Source organism: Methylobacillus draconifructus, assembly GCF_045984355.1.
In the GTDB taxonomy this organism is placed as follows: domain Bacteria; phylum Pseudomonadota; class Gammaproteobacteria; order Burkholderiales; family Methylophilaceae; genus Methylobacillus; species Methylobacillus flagellatus_A.
On the sequence record NZ_JBJQII010000008.1, the window covers coordinates 1 to 18579 of the forward strand.

General features: G+C 58.7%; 14 protein-coding genes. 8 read left to right on the plus strand and 6 right to left on the minus strand.

From position 1 onward, the window contains the following. Both ACJSDX_RS14115 and ACJSDX_RS14120 read left to right on the plus strand, forming a co-directional pair. Window positions 1–108 (plus strand): IS3 family transposase (locus tag ACJSDX_RS14115; RefSeq protein WP_407995009.1); only part of this gene is annotated, 108 nt, incomplete at its 5' end. 459 nt (window positions 109–567) lie between these two features. Further along, a complete protein-coding gene (locus ACJSDX_RS14120) occupies window positions 568–1146 on the plus strand; it encodes a hypothetical protein (RefSeq protein WP_407995229.1) in 579 nt (192 codons plus the stop codon). Window positions 1147–1159: 13 nt separating this feature from the next. Here the strand turns inward: ACJSDX_RS14120 and ACJSDX_RS14125 are convergent, their stop codons facing one another. Further along, window positions 1160–1549 (minus strand): cupin domain-containing protein, encoded by a 390-nt coding sequence (locus ACJSDX_RS14125; protein ID WP_407995230.1) that lies wholly within the window; start codon window positions 1547–1549, stop codon window positions 1160–1162. Window positions 1550–1917: 368 nt separating this feature from the next. Here ACJSDX_RS14125 and ACJSDX_RS14130 point away from each other — a divergent pair, with 368 nt between their 5' ends. Both ACJSDX_RS14130 and ACJSDX_RS14135 read left to right on the plus strand, forming a co-directional pair. Beyond that, the gene (locus ACJSDX_RS14130) at window positions 1918–2331 is read left to right on the plus strand and encodes a hypothetical protein (protein WP_407995231.1); all 414 of its coding nucleotides are present in this window, start codon (window positions 1918–1920) and stop codon (window positions 2329–2331) included. A gap of 117 nt (window positions 2332–2448) precedes the next feature. Beyond that, the gene (locus ACJSDX_RS14135; protein WP_407995232.1) at window positions 2449–2946 is read left to right on the plus strand and encodes a DUF2059 domain-containing protein; all 498 of its coding nucleotides are present in this window, start codon (window positions 2449–2451) and stop codon (window positions 2944–2946) included. A 15-nt stretch (window positions 2947–2961) separates the two neighbouring features. Here ACJSDX_RS14135 and ACJSDX_RS14140 read toward each other — a convergent pair whose 3' ends face one another. Continuing rightward, entirely contained in the window at window positions 2962–3915 is a 954-nt protein-coding gene (locus tag ACJSDX_RS14140; RefSeq protein WP_407995233.1) for a hypothetical protein, read from the minus strand. Between the two features lie 64 nt (window positions 3916–3979). Continuing rightward, the gene (locus tag ACJSDX_RS14145) at window positions 3980–4483 is read right to left on the minus strand and encodes a hypothetical protein (protein ID WP_407995234.1); all 504 of its coding nucleotides are present in this window, start codon (window positions 4481–4483) and stop codon (window positions 3980–3982) included. A gap of 218 nt (window positions 4484–4701) precedes the next feature. Here ACJSDX_RS14145 and ACJSDX_RS14150 point away from each other — a divergent pair, with 218 nt between their 5' ends. From ACJSDX_RS14150 to ACJSDX_RS14160, 3 genes are all read left to right on the plus strand, one after another. Next, window positions 4702–5736 (plus strand): helix-turn-helix domain-containing protein, encoded by a 1035-nt coding sequence (locus ACJSDX_RS14150; protein WP_407995235.1) that lies wholly within the window; start codon window positions 4702–4704, stop codon window positions 5734–5736. A 68-nt stretch (window positions 5737–5804) separates the two neighbouring features. Beyond that, complete coding sequence (locus tag ACJSDX_RS14155) at window positions 5805–8660, plus strand: ESPR-type extended signal peptide-containing protein (protein WP_407995236.1); 2856 nt, start codon at window positions 5805–5807, stop codon at window positions 8658–8660. Between the two features lie 48 nt (window positions 8661–8708). Then, window positions 8709–10700 carry an autotransporter outer membrane beta-barrel domain-containing protein gene (locus tag ACJSDX_RS14160; protein WP_407995237.1) on the plus strand — a complete coding sequence of 664 codons (1992 nt, stop codon included), beginning with the start codon at window positions 8709–8711 and terminating at the stop codon, window positions 10698–10700. Window positions 10701–10765: 65 nt separating this feature from the next. On the opposite strand, the gene ACJSDX_RS14165 is transcribed toward ACJSDX_RS14160, so the two are convergent. Beyond that, the gene (locus tag ACJSDX_RS14165) at window positions 10766–11959 is read right to left on the minus strand and encodes a pyridoxal phosphate-dependent aminotransferase (protein ID WP_407995238.1); all 1194 of its coding nucleotides are present in this window, start codon (window positions 11957–11959) and stop codon (window positions 10766–10768) included. Between the two features lie 134 nt (window positions 11960–12093). Next, window positions 12094–13146 (minus strand): trypsin-like peptidase domain-containing protein, encoded by a 1053-nt coding sequence (locus ACJSDX_RS14170; protein WP_407995239.1) that lies wholly within the window; start codon window positions 13144–13146, stop codon window positions 12094–12096. 120 nt (window positions 13147–13266) lie between these two features. Here ACJSDX_RS14170 and uvrB point away from each other — a divergent pair, with 120 nt between their 5' ends. Beyond that, window positions 13267–15306, plus strand: coding sequence for an excinuclease ABC subunit UvrB (gene uvrB / locus ACJSDX_RS14175; RefSeq protein WP_407995240.1), 2040 nt, complete (start codon window positions 13267–13269; stop codon window positions 15304–15306). A gap of 120 nt (window positions 15307–15426) precedes the next feature. Here uvrB and ACJSDX_RS14180 read toward each other — a convergent pair whose 3' ends face one another. Further along, window positions 15427–18123, minus strand: coding sequence for an Rne/Rng family ribonuclease (locus tag ACJSDX_RS14180; RefSeq protein WP_407995241.1), 2697 nt, complete (start codon window positions 18121–18123; stop codon window positions 15427–15429). Window positions 18124–18579 lie beyond the last annotated feature (456 nt).

Sequence of the window (18579 nt, forward strand, 5' to 3'; positions counted from 1 at the left end):
GATTACATCGAAATGTTTTACAACCCTAGGCGTCGACACAGTTTCAATAATGGCCTATCGCCAGTAGAGTATGAAAAGCGTTATTTCGAGGGGCTGGCGACTGTCTAGGATAGTAGGGGCGATTCAATAGCGCTTACCGGAGTGACTACATTGTCAGGCCATGCGGCATGAGCTTGCATCGAAATAAAGACTGTTGTTGCGATTAACGCTTGATGGATGATGTTCATTTTTTCCTCTAATGCTTAGGTTGAATAGATCCTGGCCGCAAAGAGGCCGGAAGGGTCTCCAGGCGCTTCTGTGCCTGGACGCCACTAAGTTACTTGGCGGAGATGTAAATTTGACTCAGGCTTCTAGTCTGTTTAGCTCATGAGATGAGCCTAGCGTGCGAAGAATGCTTTGCAGATATCAACGATGGGAAATTTAAAGGCCAGGTCTACATATATAGTGACCTGATTCGATAGGATTAATCGATGAGCATATGCATGACGGGTGGATTTTTAATCTCATGCCACTTGCAGGTTGAAGGTAAAATCTCCCTGACTAACACTCATATCCGACAATGAAAATATGACAATGCGGTTTTATCAGAAAGCATCTTCGTTTAAGTGGTTGCTTGTACTTAGCGCAATTGCCGCGGGGGGTGGTTATTTGATGATCAACGATTTACTTAATGGCTCTGAAAATAGGGCGCTGGACGATAGGATCAAGCAAGTTTCTCATAAGGTGCTGGAGGTGCGCGAGGCTCCCGAGCGTTTGGAAGTGGTCTACCTGAATGACAGGACTCAATCCAGCTCGGCTTGGATTGAGGGATTTTTTGAAGATGCCTTGAATATAGCTGTGCTTGCAAAGGACAAGGCATATCCTGAGTTGGTGTTTCTGGTGCAAACTCCGGCTGAAGATGCTGGCGACGGATCAAGAGCAACGTTAGGCATGAGCGTGGTTTATGACGGCTCCGCTCTGGATTCGCTAGCGCTTAGGGATGCCACCGTGCATCAGTTTGCTGATATGCCCAAGCAGGTTCACTATCAGCGGCTTGGAAGAATCAAAGCCCAGGAATACTGCAATGATGCCGGCGGCTATAAATATACCCCCCGTCTATGTGGTTTCCTAGTCGAGGGGTATATCAAAGGTAGAAGGCTCAATTGAACCTTGCCCTGGATTACTTCTTTCTGGGATCATCCTTGGGGTTGGTATAGGTAATATCCCAAGGGCCGGTGGCAATCAATTCCACGATGGTTTCATCACCCTCAGTCCATACGTAATGCGCATGGCCTGCAGGCAATACAAAGCTTTCTCCCACTTTCAGCGTTTCACCTTTTTTCTTGTCCAGAACGTCGCCCATCCCATTGCCTAACTTGCCCTTCAGCACGGTAATGACTTCGGTGAATGGATGGGTATGGGCGGGAATCGGGTAATTGGCAGGAAACTTGAGCCAGGCAATGAAGACGCCCGGTTTGGAAGGGTCGCCGAGGATAAGTGCGCTTTTGGCGCCCTTGGGCAGAATCGGCTCATCCTTCCAGTCGATTTGAGCCGGCCTGAATGACTGCATTTTTTCTGCCGTCATTCTTTCAATCTGATCTGCGGCTTGTGCGCCCGTTGCGGCGAATGCGAGGCAGAGGGCGGATATGATAGTTCTCATCTTTTCTTCTCCAATAGGTTTGCTTGATTATTTTTTGCTTAAATGCCTGAGCTGCTTAACATGCTTTTACAATGAAGCGGCACACATCATCGCTGATGGCGGGGCAAAGCCTATGCGACAGATGACTTAGTTTGAGGTACTGATCGTCATGATTTTGGGCTAGAGAAAATGATGAGAAGCATCCGGGCTTGGCTTGAGCTCCAATCCTAAAATCGCTTGTTCACTGAACCTAACCCCGGATTGGCAGTCTTTTGGAAATACCCATCTGTCAGGTCATCATGAGAAAAATAATATTGTCGGCGCTTTTACTTTCATTGAGCGCATGTGCCGGGGTTGCGCTACAGAATGCATCAAGTACGCCGGTGCCGCCTGACCGGGTATATGCGTCCTATCCCAAATTCTTTACCGGCGCGTATGTCACGGTGCGCCGCGACCCTGCGCCGAAGGAAATCGGGATCGGTTGCGAGAACGAGCTTTATATCGACAACATCCGTTCCTACACCATCATGCCGGGGGAATATGTGACGTTCTTCCTCACCGACGGCAAGCACGTGCTCAAGGTGGATACCGGACGCGGTTCTTGCCAGGGCAGGCCAAGTTCCGAGGAGATCAATGTTTCAAACGGCATTTCCCAGGAATACAAGATTTTCAGCCCACCTGGCGATACGCTGCGGTTGTTCCGTATCATGTGATGCCGGGATATGGGTTTGCCCTAGCGGGAATGCCCTTGAAATGAAAAAAATGATAATCTTGCGTTTCGCGACTGGGACTGTCGCGGTTGACCATATTGATTAAGACAGGAGATTCAAATGTTAAAGAAAACGCTCGCCATCTGTATGCTGGCCATGCTGGGCAGCGCGCATGCCGCCACGCCTTCCGATGAGCTGATTTTCAAGTTCATGGAGGTGTCCAACGTCAAGGGCGCCCTGGAGACCATGCGCGCCAATGCCGATACGGCGTTGCGGAACAACCTCCTGCAATCGCTGCAATACCAGCAGTTGAACGACAAGCAGAAGAGGATCGCGGAGGAGGCCGGCGACAAGGCGGTGAAGGTGCAGCAGGAGAATTTGTCTTACGACGCCATCGTCAAGCTGGTGTTGCCGTTATACCGCCGTACGTTCACGCAGGAAGAGCTGCAGGCCGCGATCAATTTCTATAGCTCGCCCGCCGGCAAATCCATCAACCAGAAAATGCCGCAACTGGCGGCGGAGTCGATGAAGCTGACCAGCGAGCTCAACCAGAAGGTGATTCCGCAATATCAGAAGATCGCCCAGGAAGCGGTGGAGCGCATCAAGCAGGCAAAGTAAGGCGGGGGCGGATGATTAATCCGCTTTTTTCTTTTGTGGCGGGCTGTCATCTGCCGGGGGCGTGGGGATGATCTGCTCGACGCTTTGCGGCTCCGTCCGCAGCATCATGATGGAATCCAGCGCCTTCTGCTCGTCAAGGGGAGGCTCTTCGTGTTGGAGCAGCGAGTGCCAGTGCGATTGCACGATGTTCTTGACCTGGTGGGCCTCCTGCTCAAGGTCCAGCAATACCGGCAGGCGCACGATGCCGGTATTGGAAATCGCGAATAGCCCGATCGCCATCGTCAGCAAGACTATCACCCATTGAATGCGCGCGCTGTCGCGATGCCTGCGGTTTTCCTCCTGGAAGTCGCTCAGGCTTTTCCATGCCAGGCCGGTGACCTTGTAATGGCCCTTGGCCGTCATTTCCAAGTCATGCGTTTCCACCAGCGAGGCCAGTTGGTACTTCATTTTCTGCATGTACCAGATGCGGTCTTCCTGCGTGAAGCAAAGGTAGCCGACCATTTCCCCCATGAGTTCGTTGAGCGTGAACGGTGTTTCGGAGACGGCCTTGTGCGCGACGATGTATTTGAGCAGGTCGTAGCGTTCGCGGGTTTCCGTCGGCCTGCGGTTGAGGAACACGCTGCCGAGGAAGTGCTTGATGTTGGCAGTCCAGCGGTAGATGGGGGTGAGGATGAGCGGGAGCGCCAGCATCAGGCGGCCCAGCGAGGTGTAGCGGCGGAAGCGGTTGTTGCCTGCCACAGAATAGCGGTACTCGACCACGATGTTCTGGTAGGGAAAGCGCTCGACCGGGCTGGCGATCACGTTGCGCGAAAGCGCGCCCTCGGGATTGAGGGATTGCCCGTATACGTTGCTGCCGTCCACGGCCAGGATTTTCTGCACGCCGTATTGCGAGGTGGTGGCGACGATGTTGAAGGTGCGTTCGCGCTTGCCAAGCAACATGATCATGAGCAGCCAGAGGTTGAGCTTCATTGATGGACGGCAATATTGTTGGTTTGAATTGGGGTCATTTTACCGCGTAATCGCCGCAACCAGCCTAAGTCTTTGTAAAGCTGTGCAGTTTCCCGAGCTTGATCGCGATTTTCATCAAGTGCCCTATGTCTTCCTTTGTCAGCTGCACGGAGTTCGCCGGGCTCGGTGAATTGTCCTGCACCATGGCGATCACGGCATTGTAGCAATCCGCGGCATAACTGATCTGTGCTTGCTCCGGTGCGGAGCTGAAATCCGAACCGTAGAAGTGCTTGCAGGCTTCAATGCAGCCGTGCAGCAGGGATTTGTTGATGCAGGGGTTGCAGGCCGTTGCCTGTTGCGGCGCGGTATTGGGTGGCGAAAGGGAAGGGGGATGGTCGCTGTCGGAAATCCACCATTCCTTGGCAATGCCGGTTGCGTTGATCAATAGCTGGAAATTGGCTCCCCGCGGCATGCGGTCATGCTTGAGCCATTCATGAACAGTTTGCACTGGAAGGCCGTTTTGTTCGGCCCAGGATTTTGCAGATTGCCCGCCAATGACCTTGAGTAACTTCTTTGATATTCCACTCATCCGAATTCTTCTAAAAATCGGAAATTATTCCGGATGGGGTAAATGGCCCATAAATGCTTTTATATTCATGGTTCATCGTTATTATTTCTCCGTTATTACAAATAATTTTCCGACTATTTACTATTGACATCCGAATTAGGATGTCTTTTAATAACTCATCTTCATTGATCATCAATCTGGATGTTTGGCAACAAGTCGCTATGAATGATGAAAAAAAATTGATAACTGGAGATTGGCATCGGGCAGACATCATTGCCGCCGTGCGCAAGACCAAAACCAACTTGCAGGCGCTATCCAGGCGGTACGGCTTGTCACGCACAACGTTGAGCAATGCTCTTTACAGCCCATGTCCTCGCTATGAGCGTCTGATCGCCGAGCATATAGGCGTCACTCCACAAACAATCTGGCCCAGCCGATATCACCTCGACGGCACGCCCAAGAGCGGAAAGGGCGAGCGCAAGTCGGATGGGCGCCAGCTATATATGCTGAATGGTAGCATTGCCAGTGATTCGCGCAATCAATATCCGGTGCTGGCAGATCAATTATTTGCTGCTGGGCCTTCCAGGCCGGATGGCGTATCCCATTCTTTGCCGGATCAGTCCTACGATGCCGTGACCGGCTTGCCTGGAAAATCGCTGTTCCTGGAACACCTCGAGCAGTTTGTCGAACATGCAAGGCGGCATCCATTGCGCAAGGTGGCGGTGCTGGTCGTGAGGGTGGCGCGGTTCGAGCAGGTGACGGAAGTGCTGGGGGAGCAGGCTGCTGCCATCCTGCTCAATGGCATTGCGCAGCGCCTGAACGACCGGATGCCGGTCGCTCACCTCAAGCGGGAGGAGTTCGCCGTCCTGCATACCAGCCATGATGCTGCCGATGCGGGCATCTTCAAGGCGGTGGAAGGGGTCAAGTCCCTATTCTCCACGCCTTTCCAGGTCGAGGGCGGCGAAGTCATCCTCTCGTGCAATATCGGGGTTGCCGTATATCCATGGCATGCGGAACGAAGCCTGGAGCTGTTGTCGCATGCCTCGTCCGCATTGTTGCCGTGCCGCGAGTCCGATGCGCGGGACGTCTATATCTATTCCGAACAGGTGATCGGCTGCGAAAGGGAGCGCTTTTTCCTCGAGGCCGCCTTGCACCGCGCTTTGGAGCGCAATGAGCTGAGCCTGTATTTCCAGCCGCAGATCGACGTGCAGGCAGGCAGGATCATCGGCACGCCGTCGATCACTCATCTTCATATCACTGCGAATGCAGGCTAGGGCAGGCTGATCAACCAGCGTTGATCGACCGCGCCATTCTATTTTTTCAATCCAAGGGGAGGACAGGGATGAACCGAGCTTATAAAACGATATGGAGCGCTGCGCGCCGGATGCACCTGGTGGTGCCTGAAACGGCCAAGAGCAAAGGCTGCGGCAGCGGGGCCGGCGTCAGTGCGGTCTTGGCCGTGCTGGCATGTTGCGCAGCGTATTCGCCAATGGCGTCGGCAGAGCCTGCGGTCTATACGCCCTATGCGGTCGACATGGATCCTTTGGCCTGGAAGAAGGACAGGGGCGGCTCCCCTTCGCTGGAACGTGTGGAGTGGCAAGGGCGGGATGCCTTGAAGCTGGCGGTCAACCCGCCTGCGGCAAGCGACTCCTTCAATAACTGGCAAGGCTATTCGCAACAGACCACAGTGCCTGCGGGCGCTTCCTTCCTGCGGGGCGATATGTGGGTCGACGGGGATTGGCAGAGCGGAACGGCAACCGACTATGTCAATACCGGCATGTGGGGCAGCGCCATGCCTGAATCGGTGGTGGCAGATGGAGCGTATGTCGATAGCGAGGCCGCATTTCCCATCATCCATTTCAACAACCAGGATGGCGTTGGTCGCTTGCAGGTATGGGACAGTGGCGATTGGGTGACGCTCGCCGAGACGGCGAGCCTGATCAAGTACGACGGTTGGAATACGCTGGATTTGCGCCTGCTGCCCGAGCAGAACCTGGTCGAATATTATTTCAACGGCGAATTGATCTACGCCTGGAACCCTCCCGCAACCGCCAGCGGCGAACCGTCCCAGTTCTGGGCCATGTACCTCAAGGCCAGGAACAACGGCGAAACCGTATTTGACACTTACTGGTCTAGGTTGCTGGCCGGGAAAGTCTATGCCGACGGGGAAGTGATCGGCAATACGGATGGCGATATCGTCGTCGACGCGGGCGCGCATGCGCAAGTGGCACCCAACGCCACCATCGCGGGGAGCCTGCTTGCCGAGGGCAACGGGGAGGAACAGGCCTCGGCGGATTTCGCTGGCAGCGCCGTCATTAGCGGCAGCCTGATCGGCAGCCAGGCCGGCTTCACTTTCAGCGGCGGCAGCGCAGACGTCGTCAGCATAGGCGGCAATGTCGAACTGGAAAACGGCGCATCGGCCACTGGAGCTAGCAACGGGCCATCTATCCAGGTCGGGGGCAACATCAGGCTGGACGATGCGACGCTGGGCGGGCGCTGGAACGTGGCGGACGGCTACCTCAGTGCGGTGAACAATGCCTCGGCCTTGTTGGCCGACAGCCATTTCAACGGCACCGTGAATGGCGCCGCCAACGCCGTGGTGAAATCCGATGCCAGCGGAATTGCGATGACCGGCGGCGCTGTGGGCAATGCCGGCAGTGGCAGTGCCGTGCTGGCCGTTGCGGGGGGAACGTACGAAGGGTCCGGTGTGACAGTGACGGCTTCGGGCAGCGGTCATGGCGCAGTGGCCAATACGGGCGGGCAGGTCAGCCTACAAGGCAGTAGCATATCGACCCTGGGACAGGGCGCGCATGGCCTGGTCGCCGACGGGAACGGCAGTGTGGCGGAGGCCAGCGATACCATCATCAACGTATCAGGCAGCCGCGCTTACGGCGCCTCTGCGACCAACGGCGGCCAGGTGCGGCTGGATGGCGTGACGGTCAGCCAGACGAACAGCGGCGCCTACGGGCGCGGGGTCAGCGCGACAGGGGCGGGCTCCAGCATCGTCGCGAACAATACCGAGCTGATCGTCGGCGGCTCAGGCACCAACGGCAGCGATGCTCCCGTCGGTGCTGCCGCATCGCAGGGCGCCAGCGTTGTCCTTAAAGGCGGCGCTGTGCGCATGACCGGCAGCGACCGCAGCTATGCTGTCCGCGCGGATACCGGCGGAAGCGCAGGGCTTGACGGAGTGGCGCTTTCCACCAAAGGAGAAAACTCCCATGCCGTGCTGGCGTGGGCGGCAACGAGCGGCGCGTTTGCCGGGCAGGAAACCGTGGTGAACATCGATAGCAGCAGCATCTCTACCGAAGGGCACAATTCCTATGGCCTGTTTGCGCAGAATGAAGGGGGCAGGATAGCGGCCGGCAATGTGGCGATCACGACGACGGGGTCCGTCGGCCGGGGGTTGTACGCATTCAACGGCGGGCGTATCGACGTGGAAGCAGGCTCGATCAGTACGTCCGGAGACGATGCCGTAGGAATCCAGGCCAGCGGCGCGCAATCCCTGATCAACGCCAACGGCGTCACGATAGAAACCAGCGGCGCAAGGGCCATGGGCGTATCGGCCGGGTGGTTTGATGGCACTGGCGGCACAGTGGTCTTCGAGTCGGGCAGCATTGCCACCGGCGGTGAGGATGCGTATGGCGTGTCGGCGATATTGGACGGCTTGGTGCGGTTGCAGGATGCATCCGTGCTGACAACCGGCAGCAATGTGGCGGCGGCGTTCGCCACGGCGGGCGGCAGGCTCGAGCTCGACGGTTCCAGCCTGGTTTCCCGGCAGGGCTCCGGCATTCACCTGGTGGACAATGCCAGTGCAATCCTGGACAACACCATCATCGATGCCGCGGGCGCCTCCATACTGTCCGAGCTCACCGAGGCCGGGCAGGTGCAGGATATCCTGGTCGGGGCGGGTTCCAATCTCACCCGGAACAATGGCGTTCTGCTGCAGGTTAACCGCAACGAGCAGGGCATGGATGGCATCATCAATCTCACCCTCGCCAACGGGTCCGTTTCCAGCGGCGATATCGTGGATATCGACAGCCTGGAAGAGGGCCGCAGCGGGCTGACCAACCTCATCGTCGGTTCCGGCGCGCAATGGGTGGGCATCGTCAGGGGTATCCATGACGTGACGGCCGGGGATGGCGCTACCGTCGTCAATACCGATGGCAGCCCGATCGACGGCAATGTCAGCGGCGGCTAGGGCACGACCATCGCCTTTACCAACGGCGCTGACATCGGGGGAGGCGTAGTGGCGGGCACGGGCTCCAGCGTGAGTTTCGACGGCCTTACCAATATCGCGCAGACGGTGGCTAGCAATGGCGCCAGCTTCACGTTCAACGGCGATACCAACATCGGCAGCAACGTCAGCGGAATCGACCATGCCCAGCTGCAATTCAACGGCGACGCGACGACCGTGGCGGGCGGCGTTGGCGGCAGCGGCAATACGACGTTGGTGTTCAACAGCGGCAATACCGCGATCAATGGCGAGCTCAATCTCGGCGGCGGCTCCACTGCCGTGTTCAACGGCGATGCGACCATCGACGGCACCGTGCATGCGAGCCAGGGCGTGGTGTCCTTTGCCGGTGCGACGACCTTGAACAGCGGCCTCAATGCCGAGGATGCCGTCATCCTGTTCAGCCGCACCGCCGCCACCAACATCGTGGGCGACGTGAACCTGGGACAGGGAGCGGCCACCCATGGCGGAACGGCGGCATCGCCTATCCTGGTGGTCGGCAATGCGGTCGTGGATAGCAGCGCTACCTTGGGCGGCAACTTCATTTTCAGCGGCGCCTTGAGCGGCAGCGGCACCATCGGCCCGGGCAATTCCATCGGTACGCAGACCTACGGCTCTGTCGCCGGCTTCAGCGGTACCTATGTCGCCGAAATCAATGCGGCAGGCCAGGCGGACCTCGTGCATATCACCGATACCGGCGTGTCCGACCTGGCGGGCATCAGCCTGGAGGTCACCCAGGAAAACGGCAACGGCGGCTACCTGCTCAACCACCGCTATACGGTGTTGACCACCGACGGCTCCCTAGGTACGCCGTTTTCTTCCAGCACCTGGACCGGTGGCGGGCTGGTCAGCCTCAATACCTTCTACAATACTGACAGCGTGGAAGTCAGCTTGGCTATCGACCAGGGCGCTGTCGACAACGTGCAGTCCAGCCTGAGCCGTAACCAGCGGTCCGTCCTGGGCGGCGTATTGCTTGCCGCCGGGAGCAACCAGTTTATCGATGCGGCATTGCAGCAGCAGGACACCGCGGCGGCAATGGACCAATTGTCGGGCGAAATCCATGCCTCGGCGCGCAATACCCTGATCGAGGACAGCCGCTTCGTACGCAACGCGGCGATTGACCGCACCCGCCAGGCATTTGGCGCTGTGGCGGCGGCCCGCAATGGCGATGCCGTGGAAAGGGAAGGCTATACCGCCTGGACGCAGGCGCTGGGCAGCTGGGGGCATGACAGCGGCACCCAGGATGCCGCCAGGTTGAGCCGGCGCATAGGCGGCATCCTCTTCGGCGCCGATACCCAGCTGGGCGAACGCTGGCGCGCCGGTGCGCTGGCAGGTTACTCCGACAGCAGCCAGGAAGCCAGCGGCAGGCATTCTTCCGCCAACGTGCGCAGTTATCACCTGGGGCTCTATGGTGGTGCAGAGTGGGACGGCCTCGGCCTCAGGCTGGGGGCCAGCCACAGCTGGCATGACGTCAATACGCGCCGCAGCGTGGATTTCCCCGGGCTTGCGGCGGAAAGCAAGGCGGATTACAAGGGTCGCACCTTGCAGGGTTTCGCCGACCTGGGCTACCGCCTGGAGGCTGGGCTGCTCGCCCTCGAGCCTTTCGTGACGTTGGCGCATGTCAACCTGCATACCGATGGTTTCGATGAGAAGCAAGGCGCCGCCCTGAGAGGCCGCAGCCAAGGTACGGACACCACCTTCGCCACCCTGGGCCTGCGCGCGGCACGCCAGCTCGAAAGCGGGGAGCGCACCCATGCGGTATTGCGCGGCTCGCTGGGATGGCGGCATGCGAGCGGTGATACCAGCGAGCGGTCGCAACTGGCTTTCAGCGGGGGAGAAGCCTTCGGCATCGCCGGGACGCCGGTGCGTCGTGAAGCGCTGGTGGTGGATGCCGGGCTCGACATAGCGGCGGGCGATGCCTTGAGTCTGAGCCTATCCTATTTCGGGCAGTTTGCGCGGCAAGCCGAGGACCACGGCTTGCGCGCCAGTCTGAACTGGCGGTTCTGATCGCGGATGCCAATAAAAAAGCCTGCTTCGTGCAGGCTTTTTTATTGCTCAAGTGAGCGTGTCGGCTAGGCCAATGCGCGCTCGATACGCTCCAGCGCGTTCTTGAGGTTGTCCATGGAGGTGGCGAACGAGATGCGGAAGTAGCCCTCGGCTCCGAAAGCGGAGCCGGGCACCACGGCGACGCCTTCCTGCTCGAGCAGGTATTCCGACAGTGCCATGTCGGTGGCCTGCTTGATCTTGCCTGCGGCAAACAGGTTGTTGATGGCTTCGCGCGCATCGGGGAACGCATAGAATGCGCCGCCCGCCTTGATACACTTCAGGCCCTTGATTTCGTTGAAGCGCTTGACGACGAACTCGTGGCGTTCGCGGAAAGCGTCCAGCATCGGCGTGATGCACTCCTGCGGACCTTCCAATGCAGCCTGGGCCGCCACCTGCGAAATCGAGGTCGGGTTGGAGGTGGATTGCGACTGCAGGATTTCCATCGCCTTGATGATCTTGGCCGGGCCCGCAGCGTAGCCGATGCGCCAGCCGGTCATGGAATAGGCCTTGGAAACGCCGTTGAGCACGATGCAGCGCTCCTTGAGCTCGGGCGCGGCGTTGAGGATGTTGTAGAACTTGTCCCCGGTGAGGTTGACGTGCTCGTACATGTCGTCGGTGGCGACCAGCACATGGGGATGTTTCTTCAACACCTCGCCCAGCGCCTTGAGTTCTTCAAGGCTGTATACCGCGCCGGTCGGGTTCGATGGCGAGTTGATCATGAACAGCTTGGTTTGCGGCGTGATGGCGGCCTCGAGCTGCGCGGCGGTGAGCTTGAAGCCCTGTTCGATGCCGCATTCGATGATGATGGGCTTGGCGCCCGCAACCAGGGCGATATCGGCGTAGGAGACCCAGTAAGGCGCGGGCACGATGACTTCGTCGCCCGGGTTCAGTACGGCGAGCGCGAGGTTGAAGATACATTGCTTGCCGCCCACGCCGACGATGACTTCCTTCTCGGTGTAGTCGAAGCCGTTTTCGTTCTTGAACTTGGCGACGATGGCTTTCTTCAGGCCGGGAATGCCGGCAACAGGGGTGTATTTGGTGAAACCTTGGTCAATCGCTTTTTTAGCGGCGTCCTTGATGTGTTGTGGAGTGTCGAAATCCGGTTCGCCTGCGCCCAGGCCGATGATGTCGCGGCCTTCTGCCTTAAGCTTGGCGGCACGTGCGGTGACAGCCAGGGTGGGTGATTCTTTGATGGATTGAACGCGCTGCGAGAGTTCCAAGATCTGAAATCCTATAGAGAAATAATGAAGACGACGGCAAAACGTTAATTTTACTCATATTATTCCCAATGCGGAATATGGCGGCATGCGATATTTGGCTGGTGTTGCGCGATAGTTGAGGCAATAGGCGTAATTTACTGGGTAGAAGAAGCCGGCTTGGCGGCCATGTCGTTGCAGTCGTCGGGGCATGCGGCCGCCTTGCGGAATTCCATTGCCAGCTTCTCGCTGATCTTGCCCAGCGATTGCTCTATGGCATAGGCCTCGTCCTTCTTGCCTTGATGCGCCGCCATCAGGCCAAGGCGGAACATGGCGTCCGTATTCGCCGGATCGAGGCTGAGCGCCTGTTTGTAGCTGGCTTCCGCGGCCTGTGGCTGCTGCAGGTGTTCCTGCGCGTAGCCGAGCTCGTACCACGCCTCGCTGTTGTCGGGCTCCGCCATGGTCCATTGCGTGGCGATCCTGCCCAGGGCTTGCCAGTCCTTTTGTATTTCCGGGATGGCAATCATCAGGAAATAGAGGCGCGATTGCTCTGTCGCCTCCCACAAGGCTTGGCCGATCAAGGGAAAGCGGGTTTGCGGCTGGCGTTCCTCCAGCTGTTTCAGCCATTCCACCGGCAGGGCATAGTAGTAAGCCTGGCGGCCCAGCGTCTTGAAGGTGTTGATGCCCACAAGCTCGCCGGCCTCGTTGTACAAGCCGCTGCCGCTGGCCCCGAGCGCGAACCTTGCGGTGCTGCGGATGATGCTGCCGTGGTCCAGGGAGTAGAGCGACTTGATATTGCCTGCCGAGATCAGCGGGGAGGCAACGCCGTTGGAGTGGCCGATGGCGATGACTTGCTCGCCTTTCTTCAGCGCGGTGCTTTCCCCTAGCGTCACGGGCTTGAACGGCAGAGGGTCCGTGTGCAGCAGGCAGAGGTCGTGCCAGAGGTCGGCCTGCACCGATTCGACCTGGTAGACATCCTCGCCGCGTGAAATCCAAGGCTTGCCGGATTCGCGCAGCACATGGCAGTTGGTCAATACCCTGTCGCTGGCGACGACGATGCCGGAGCCGTAACCCAAGCCGCCATCCGCCCGGTAGGCCCTCACCATGACGGTGGAGAAGAAGGGCTCGATCATTTTCTCGCGGTCGATGGCATGGGCGGGTAGCGCTGGCGTCAGCAGCCATGATGCGGCAATCCACAGCAGATAACGCATAACTACCTCCAGGCTCGGGCAGGAATAAAGAGGCAACCGGGTTTGAAAGAAGGTGGATCAACAGGGACGTGAACTTCGCTTGCCTGTTAGAATCTCAGTTCTTTCTCATTGGTGATTGATGTGATTGTCACTTTCCCAAACAGCAAATACAAGCTTTTTCAGCCGTTCCCGCCCGCAGGCGACCAGCCGGCGGCAATCGAGGCGCTCACGGCCGGCGTGAACGAGGGGCTGAAATTCCAGACCTTGCTCGGCGTGACGGGTTCCGGCAAGACGTACACCATGGCGAACGTCATTGCCCGCACCGGCCGTCCCGCGATCGTGATGGCGCCGAACAAGACATTGGCCGCCCAGCTGTACTCGGAGTTCAAGGAGTTCTTTCCGCAGAATGCCGTGGAGTACTTCGTCTCGTACTACGACTACTACCAGCCCGAGGCCTACGTGCCGTCGCGCGACTTGTTCATCGAGAAGGATTCCAGCATCAACGACCATATCGAGCAGATGCGGCTGTCCGCCACCAAGGCGTTGCTGGAACGGGAGGACAGCGTCATTGTCGCCACGGTGTCGGCGATTTACGGTATCGGCGACCCGGGCGAATACCACGGCATGGTGCTGCATATCCACCTGGGGATGAAAATCAGTCAGCGCGATATCGTCAACAAGCTGATCGCGATGCAGTATGAACGCAACGACTTCGATTTCTCGCGCGGCGCTTTCCGCGTACGTGGCGACGTGCTCGACGTGTTTCCTTCGGAAAACAGCGAAACCGCGGTGCGCATCAGCCTGTTCGACGACGAGATCGAGAGCATCACGGTGTTCGACCCGTTGACCGGGCAGATTTTCAACAAGATCCACAATTTCCGCATCTTTCCCTCCAGCCATTATGTGACGGCGCGCGAGGCCACGATCCGCGCGATGGAGACCATCAAGCAGGAGTTGCGCGAACGCGTGGATTTCTATATCAAGACCGGCAAGCTGGTGGAAGCGCAGCGCATCGAGCAACGCACGCGCTTCGACCTGGAAATGCTCAACGAGATCGGCTTCTGCAAGGGCATCGAGAATTACAGCCGGCACTTGACGGGGCGGCAGCCTGGCGATGCGCCGCCGACATTGATCGATTACCTGCCGAAGAATGCGCTCATGATCATTGACGAGAGCCATGTCACCGTGCCGCAGATCGGCGGCATGTACAAAGGCGACCGCGCGCGCAAGGAAAACCTGGTCGATTACGGCTTCCGCCTGCCGTCGGCCATGGACAACCGGCCGCTCAGGTTCGAGGAGTTCGAGCGCATCATTCCACAATGCATTTTCGTGAGTGCGACGCCGGCGGAATACGAAGCCACGCATCAGCAGCGCATTGCGGAGCAGGTGGTGCGGCCCACTGGTCTGGTCGACCCCGAGATCATCGTCAAGCCGGCCGATACGCAGGTGGATGACCTACTGTCGGAAATCAAGCTCAGGGTCGATGCGGGCGAGCGGGTGCTGGCCACCACATTGACCAAGCGCATGGCGGAAGACCTCACTGATTACCTTTCCGAGCATGGCGTGCGGGTTCGCTATTTGCACTCCGACATCGATACGGTGGAGCGCGTGGAAATCATCCGCGACTTGCGCCTGGGCGAGTTTGATGTGCTGGTGGGGATCAACCTGCTGCGCGAGGGCCTGGATATTCCCGAGGTTTCACTGGTCGCCGTGCTGGATGCGGACAAGGAGGGCTTCCTGCGCTCGGAACGGTCGCTGATCCAGACCGCGGGGCGCGCGGCGCGCAACCTCAACGGCAAGGTGATCTTCTATGCCAACAAGGTAACGCGCTCCATGAAGCTGGCGATGGATGAAACCCAGCGCCGCCGCGCCAAGCAGATGGCGTTCAACGCCGAGCATGGCATCACGCCGAAGGGCGTCAGCAAGCGCATCAAGGACATCATCGAGGGCGTCTACAGCAAGGAGGATCACCAGCGTGACCGCAAGGCGGCTGAAGAGCAGGCCAGCTACGGGAAGATGACCGAGAAGCAGCTGGTCAAGGAAATGAAGCGCCTGGAGAAAGCCATGCACGAGAGCGCAAAGAACCTGGAATTCGAGAAGGCCGCCGACTATCGCGACCAATTGAAAAAACTCAAGAACAGTTTTTATGGCGCGGACGTGCCGGACGAACTGCTGGATTGAATTATCGATCATTCGATTGGATCAGTCCGGCTTTTGAAGCGTGCCGGAAGCGGTGGGATTCGAACTCGCGAATAAAAAAAGCCCTGACACAAGCCAGGGCTTTTTTGTTGCTGCTTGATATTACTTCTGGGTTTCCACCATCACCAGCTCGTCGTTGCCGGCTTCGTCCTTGGCCGCCTTTTGCTGCCAGGCCGCAGGCTTGCGCGGCGCGCGTTTTGCAGGTGCTTCCTCCACAGGGGCGGTTGCTTTAACTGCATCGGCCTTGGTTTCTACCAGTTGCAAGCCGGAATCCGCCAAGTCGGCCGGCTTTTCTGCCTCGGCCTTGCGGCGGCGGGGCGCGCGCGGCTTCTTCTCAGGCTTGGCAGCTTCAACCGGGGCTTCTTCAGTCACGGTTTCGGCAGCTTTCGCCGGCTCGGCGGCAGCAGGCGCGCTGTCCCCGGCAGGTTCGCTCTCAGGCGCTTTTGCCGCTTTGGTTGGTGCTGCCTTGGCTGTCGTTTCCACAATGGCCGGCTGGGTTTCCTCAACCGCGGCGGCTTCTGTCTTGGCGACTGGCAGAGGCGCTTCTTCGCGAGGCGCTGCTTTTGTTTCAGCCTGGGCTGCCTCGGCCTTTTCCTTCACTTGGGGAGCAGGAGCTGTTTGCGGAGCGGCTGCTGCCTTGGTTTCCACCGGCAGTTCGGCTGCTACTGTCGCAGCAACAGGAGCTTCTGCAGCTGAACGCACGTCTTCTGCCGCTTGCTGGCGGTTTTCGCGGTTTGCATTTTCGTTGCGGGGCTGGCGCTCGCGGCGGCCATTGCGCCCACGGCGGTTGCCGCGTTGCTCGCTGCCAGCTTCTGCAGGCGTTTCTGCCTGCAGGGCAGGCGTAGCCTGCTGCTGAGCCTTGGGCGGGCGCTCGTTGCGCTCGGCCTTTTCCTGGCGTCCTTGGGCTGCGCGTTGTTCAGCCTGTTGCGGACGCCGGTCCTGGCCCCGTGGCTCCTTGCGCTGTTCCTGACGCTGCTCGTTTTGCGCCTGGCGGTCATTGCCGGTACGTTCATTGCCGTTGCGCTCGTTGCGCCGGGTGTTATTGCGGCGCTGGTTGCGGCCATTGTCGCGGCGTTGGCTTTCTTCCTGCGGTTTGGCTTCGGGCTTGGGCGCGGTGACGCTGGCGAGCCAGGACTTGAAGCGGTTGAGCAGGGAGGTGCTGTTGGGATTTTCCTTGGCCGTTGGAGCAGGCGCAGGCGATGCGGGCGTAATGCCCTTCACGGCAGCTTCGGGTTTTGCGGGTCTAGGCTCCTGGGCAATCGCGGTCTCGATAGTCTCGGACGGCAACTCGACCATTTCATAGCTGGCGCGGCCTGTTTCTTCCACGTCGTCATGGCGGATGCGCAGGATGTTGTAGTTGGGGGTTTCCATGTGGATATTGGGGATCAACACCACTTGCACGCCCATGCGCTGCTCGATCTTGTGGATTTCCGAACGCTTCTCGTTGAGCAGGAAGGTGGCCGCCTCGACAGGGAGCTGTACCTGGATGATGGCGCTGTTTTCCTTCATGGCTTCCTCCTGCGTGATGCGCAGGATGTGCAATGCGGTCGATTCTATGCCGCGGATGTGGCCGGTGCCATGGCAGCGCGGACAGGGAATATGGTTGCTTTCACCCAGGCTCGGGCGCAGGCGCTGGCGCGAAAGCTCCAGCAGGCCGAAGCGCGAGATCTTGCCGGTCTGCACGCGGGCGCGGTCGTGGTGCAGCGCATCGCGCAGGCGGTTTTCCACTTCGCGCTGGTTGCGCTGGCTTTCCATGTCGATGAAGTCGATGACGACCAGGCCGCCGAGGTCGCGCAGGCGCAGCTGGCGGGCGACTTCGTCCGCAGCCTCCAGGTTGGTATTGAACGCGGTCTGCTCGATGTCGCTGCCCTTGGTGGAGCGGCCGGAGTTGACGTCCACGGACACTAGGGCCTCGGTGTGGTCGATGACGATCGCGCCGCCGGAAGGCAGGCGCACTTCGCGCGCAAACGCGGACTCGATCTGGTGCTCGATCTGGAACCTGGAGAACAGCGGGATCTCGTCGCGGTAGAGTTTGACGCGCGATACGTTGTTCGGCATCACATGGTTCATGAACTGCACGGCTTGTTCATGAATGTCGGGCGTATCGATGAGGATCTCGCCGATATCCGGCTGGAAATAATCGCGAATGGCGCGAATGACCAGGCTGCCTTCCTGGTAGATCAGGAACGGGCCGCTCTGGATGGTGGAGGCGCTTTCGACGGCAGTCCACAATTGCAGCAGGTAATTCAGGTCCCACTGCAATTCTTCCACGCTGCGGCCGATGCCGGCAGTGCGCGCGATGATGCTCATGCCGTTAGGTACTTGCAGTTGCGCCATGGTGTCGCGCAGTTCGTTGCGGTCTTCGCCCTCGATACGGCGGGAAACGCCGCCCCCGCGAGGATTGTTGGGCATCAGCACCAGGTAGCGGCCTGCTAGCGAGACGAAGGTGGTGAGGGCGGCGCCCTTGTTGCCGCGTTCGTCCTTGTCCACCTGGACGATCAGTTCCTGGCCTTCCTTCAGGACATCCTGGATGCGTGGGCTGCGGCCTGCATCGCCATCGTTCAGGAAATAGCTGCGGGCGACTTCCTTGAAAGGAAGAAAGCCGTGACGGTCGGTGCCGTAGTTGACAAAAGCGGCTTCGAGGGAAGGTTCTATGCGGGTGATGACACCCTTGTAGATGTTGCTCTTGCGTTGTTCCTTGCCGGCGGACTCGATATCGAGATCGATGAGTTTTTGTCCGTCGACAATCGCGACGCGTAATTCTTCTGATTGCGTCGCATTAAATAGCATGCGTTTCATTACGGGCTCCCGCGCTCTTCAAGCGGGCAGCAGGCCTTGCATGGCCTTGGGGCAGCAGCGGTATGACTGAAACTTCAATGTATGCGCCTGCTCAATGTAGGCAAGCGATAACAACACGATACGAGCAGATCAAAGTCCGCAGGAGGTAACGCGAAGCAATAGTTTCTCAATTTTTCAGCTAGGCAGTTGTTTGCCTTCAGGCCGCTTTTTCCTAATGTGCGTTTTAGTGCAGTTTAAAGGTGCCGTCTTGGGCCACCCGGAAAAAGATTTTCTAATACCGTTGTGCCACAGTATCAGCTTGAATTTGTTAACGAAAGCTTTCGTAAACTATTGGGTCTAAACCCCGGTACGTCTATTTCTGTCTCGGATTAGCCGTCATTATCGGCTAATATGCTATTTTTTCAGTATATCCTGGGCTGTTGCGCCACATGAGCCATATCGGTCTGCGGCGGCTAG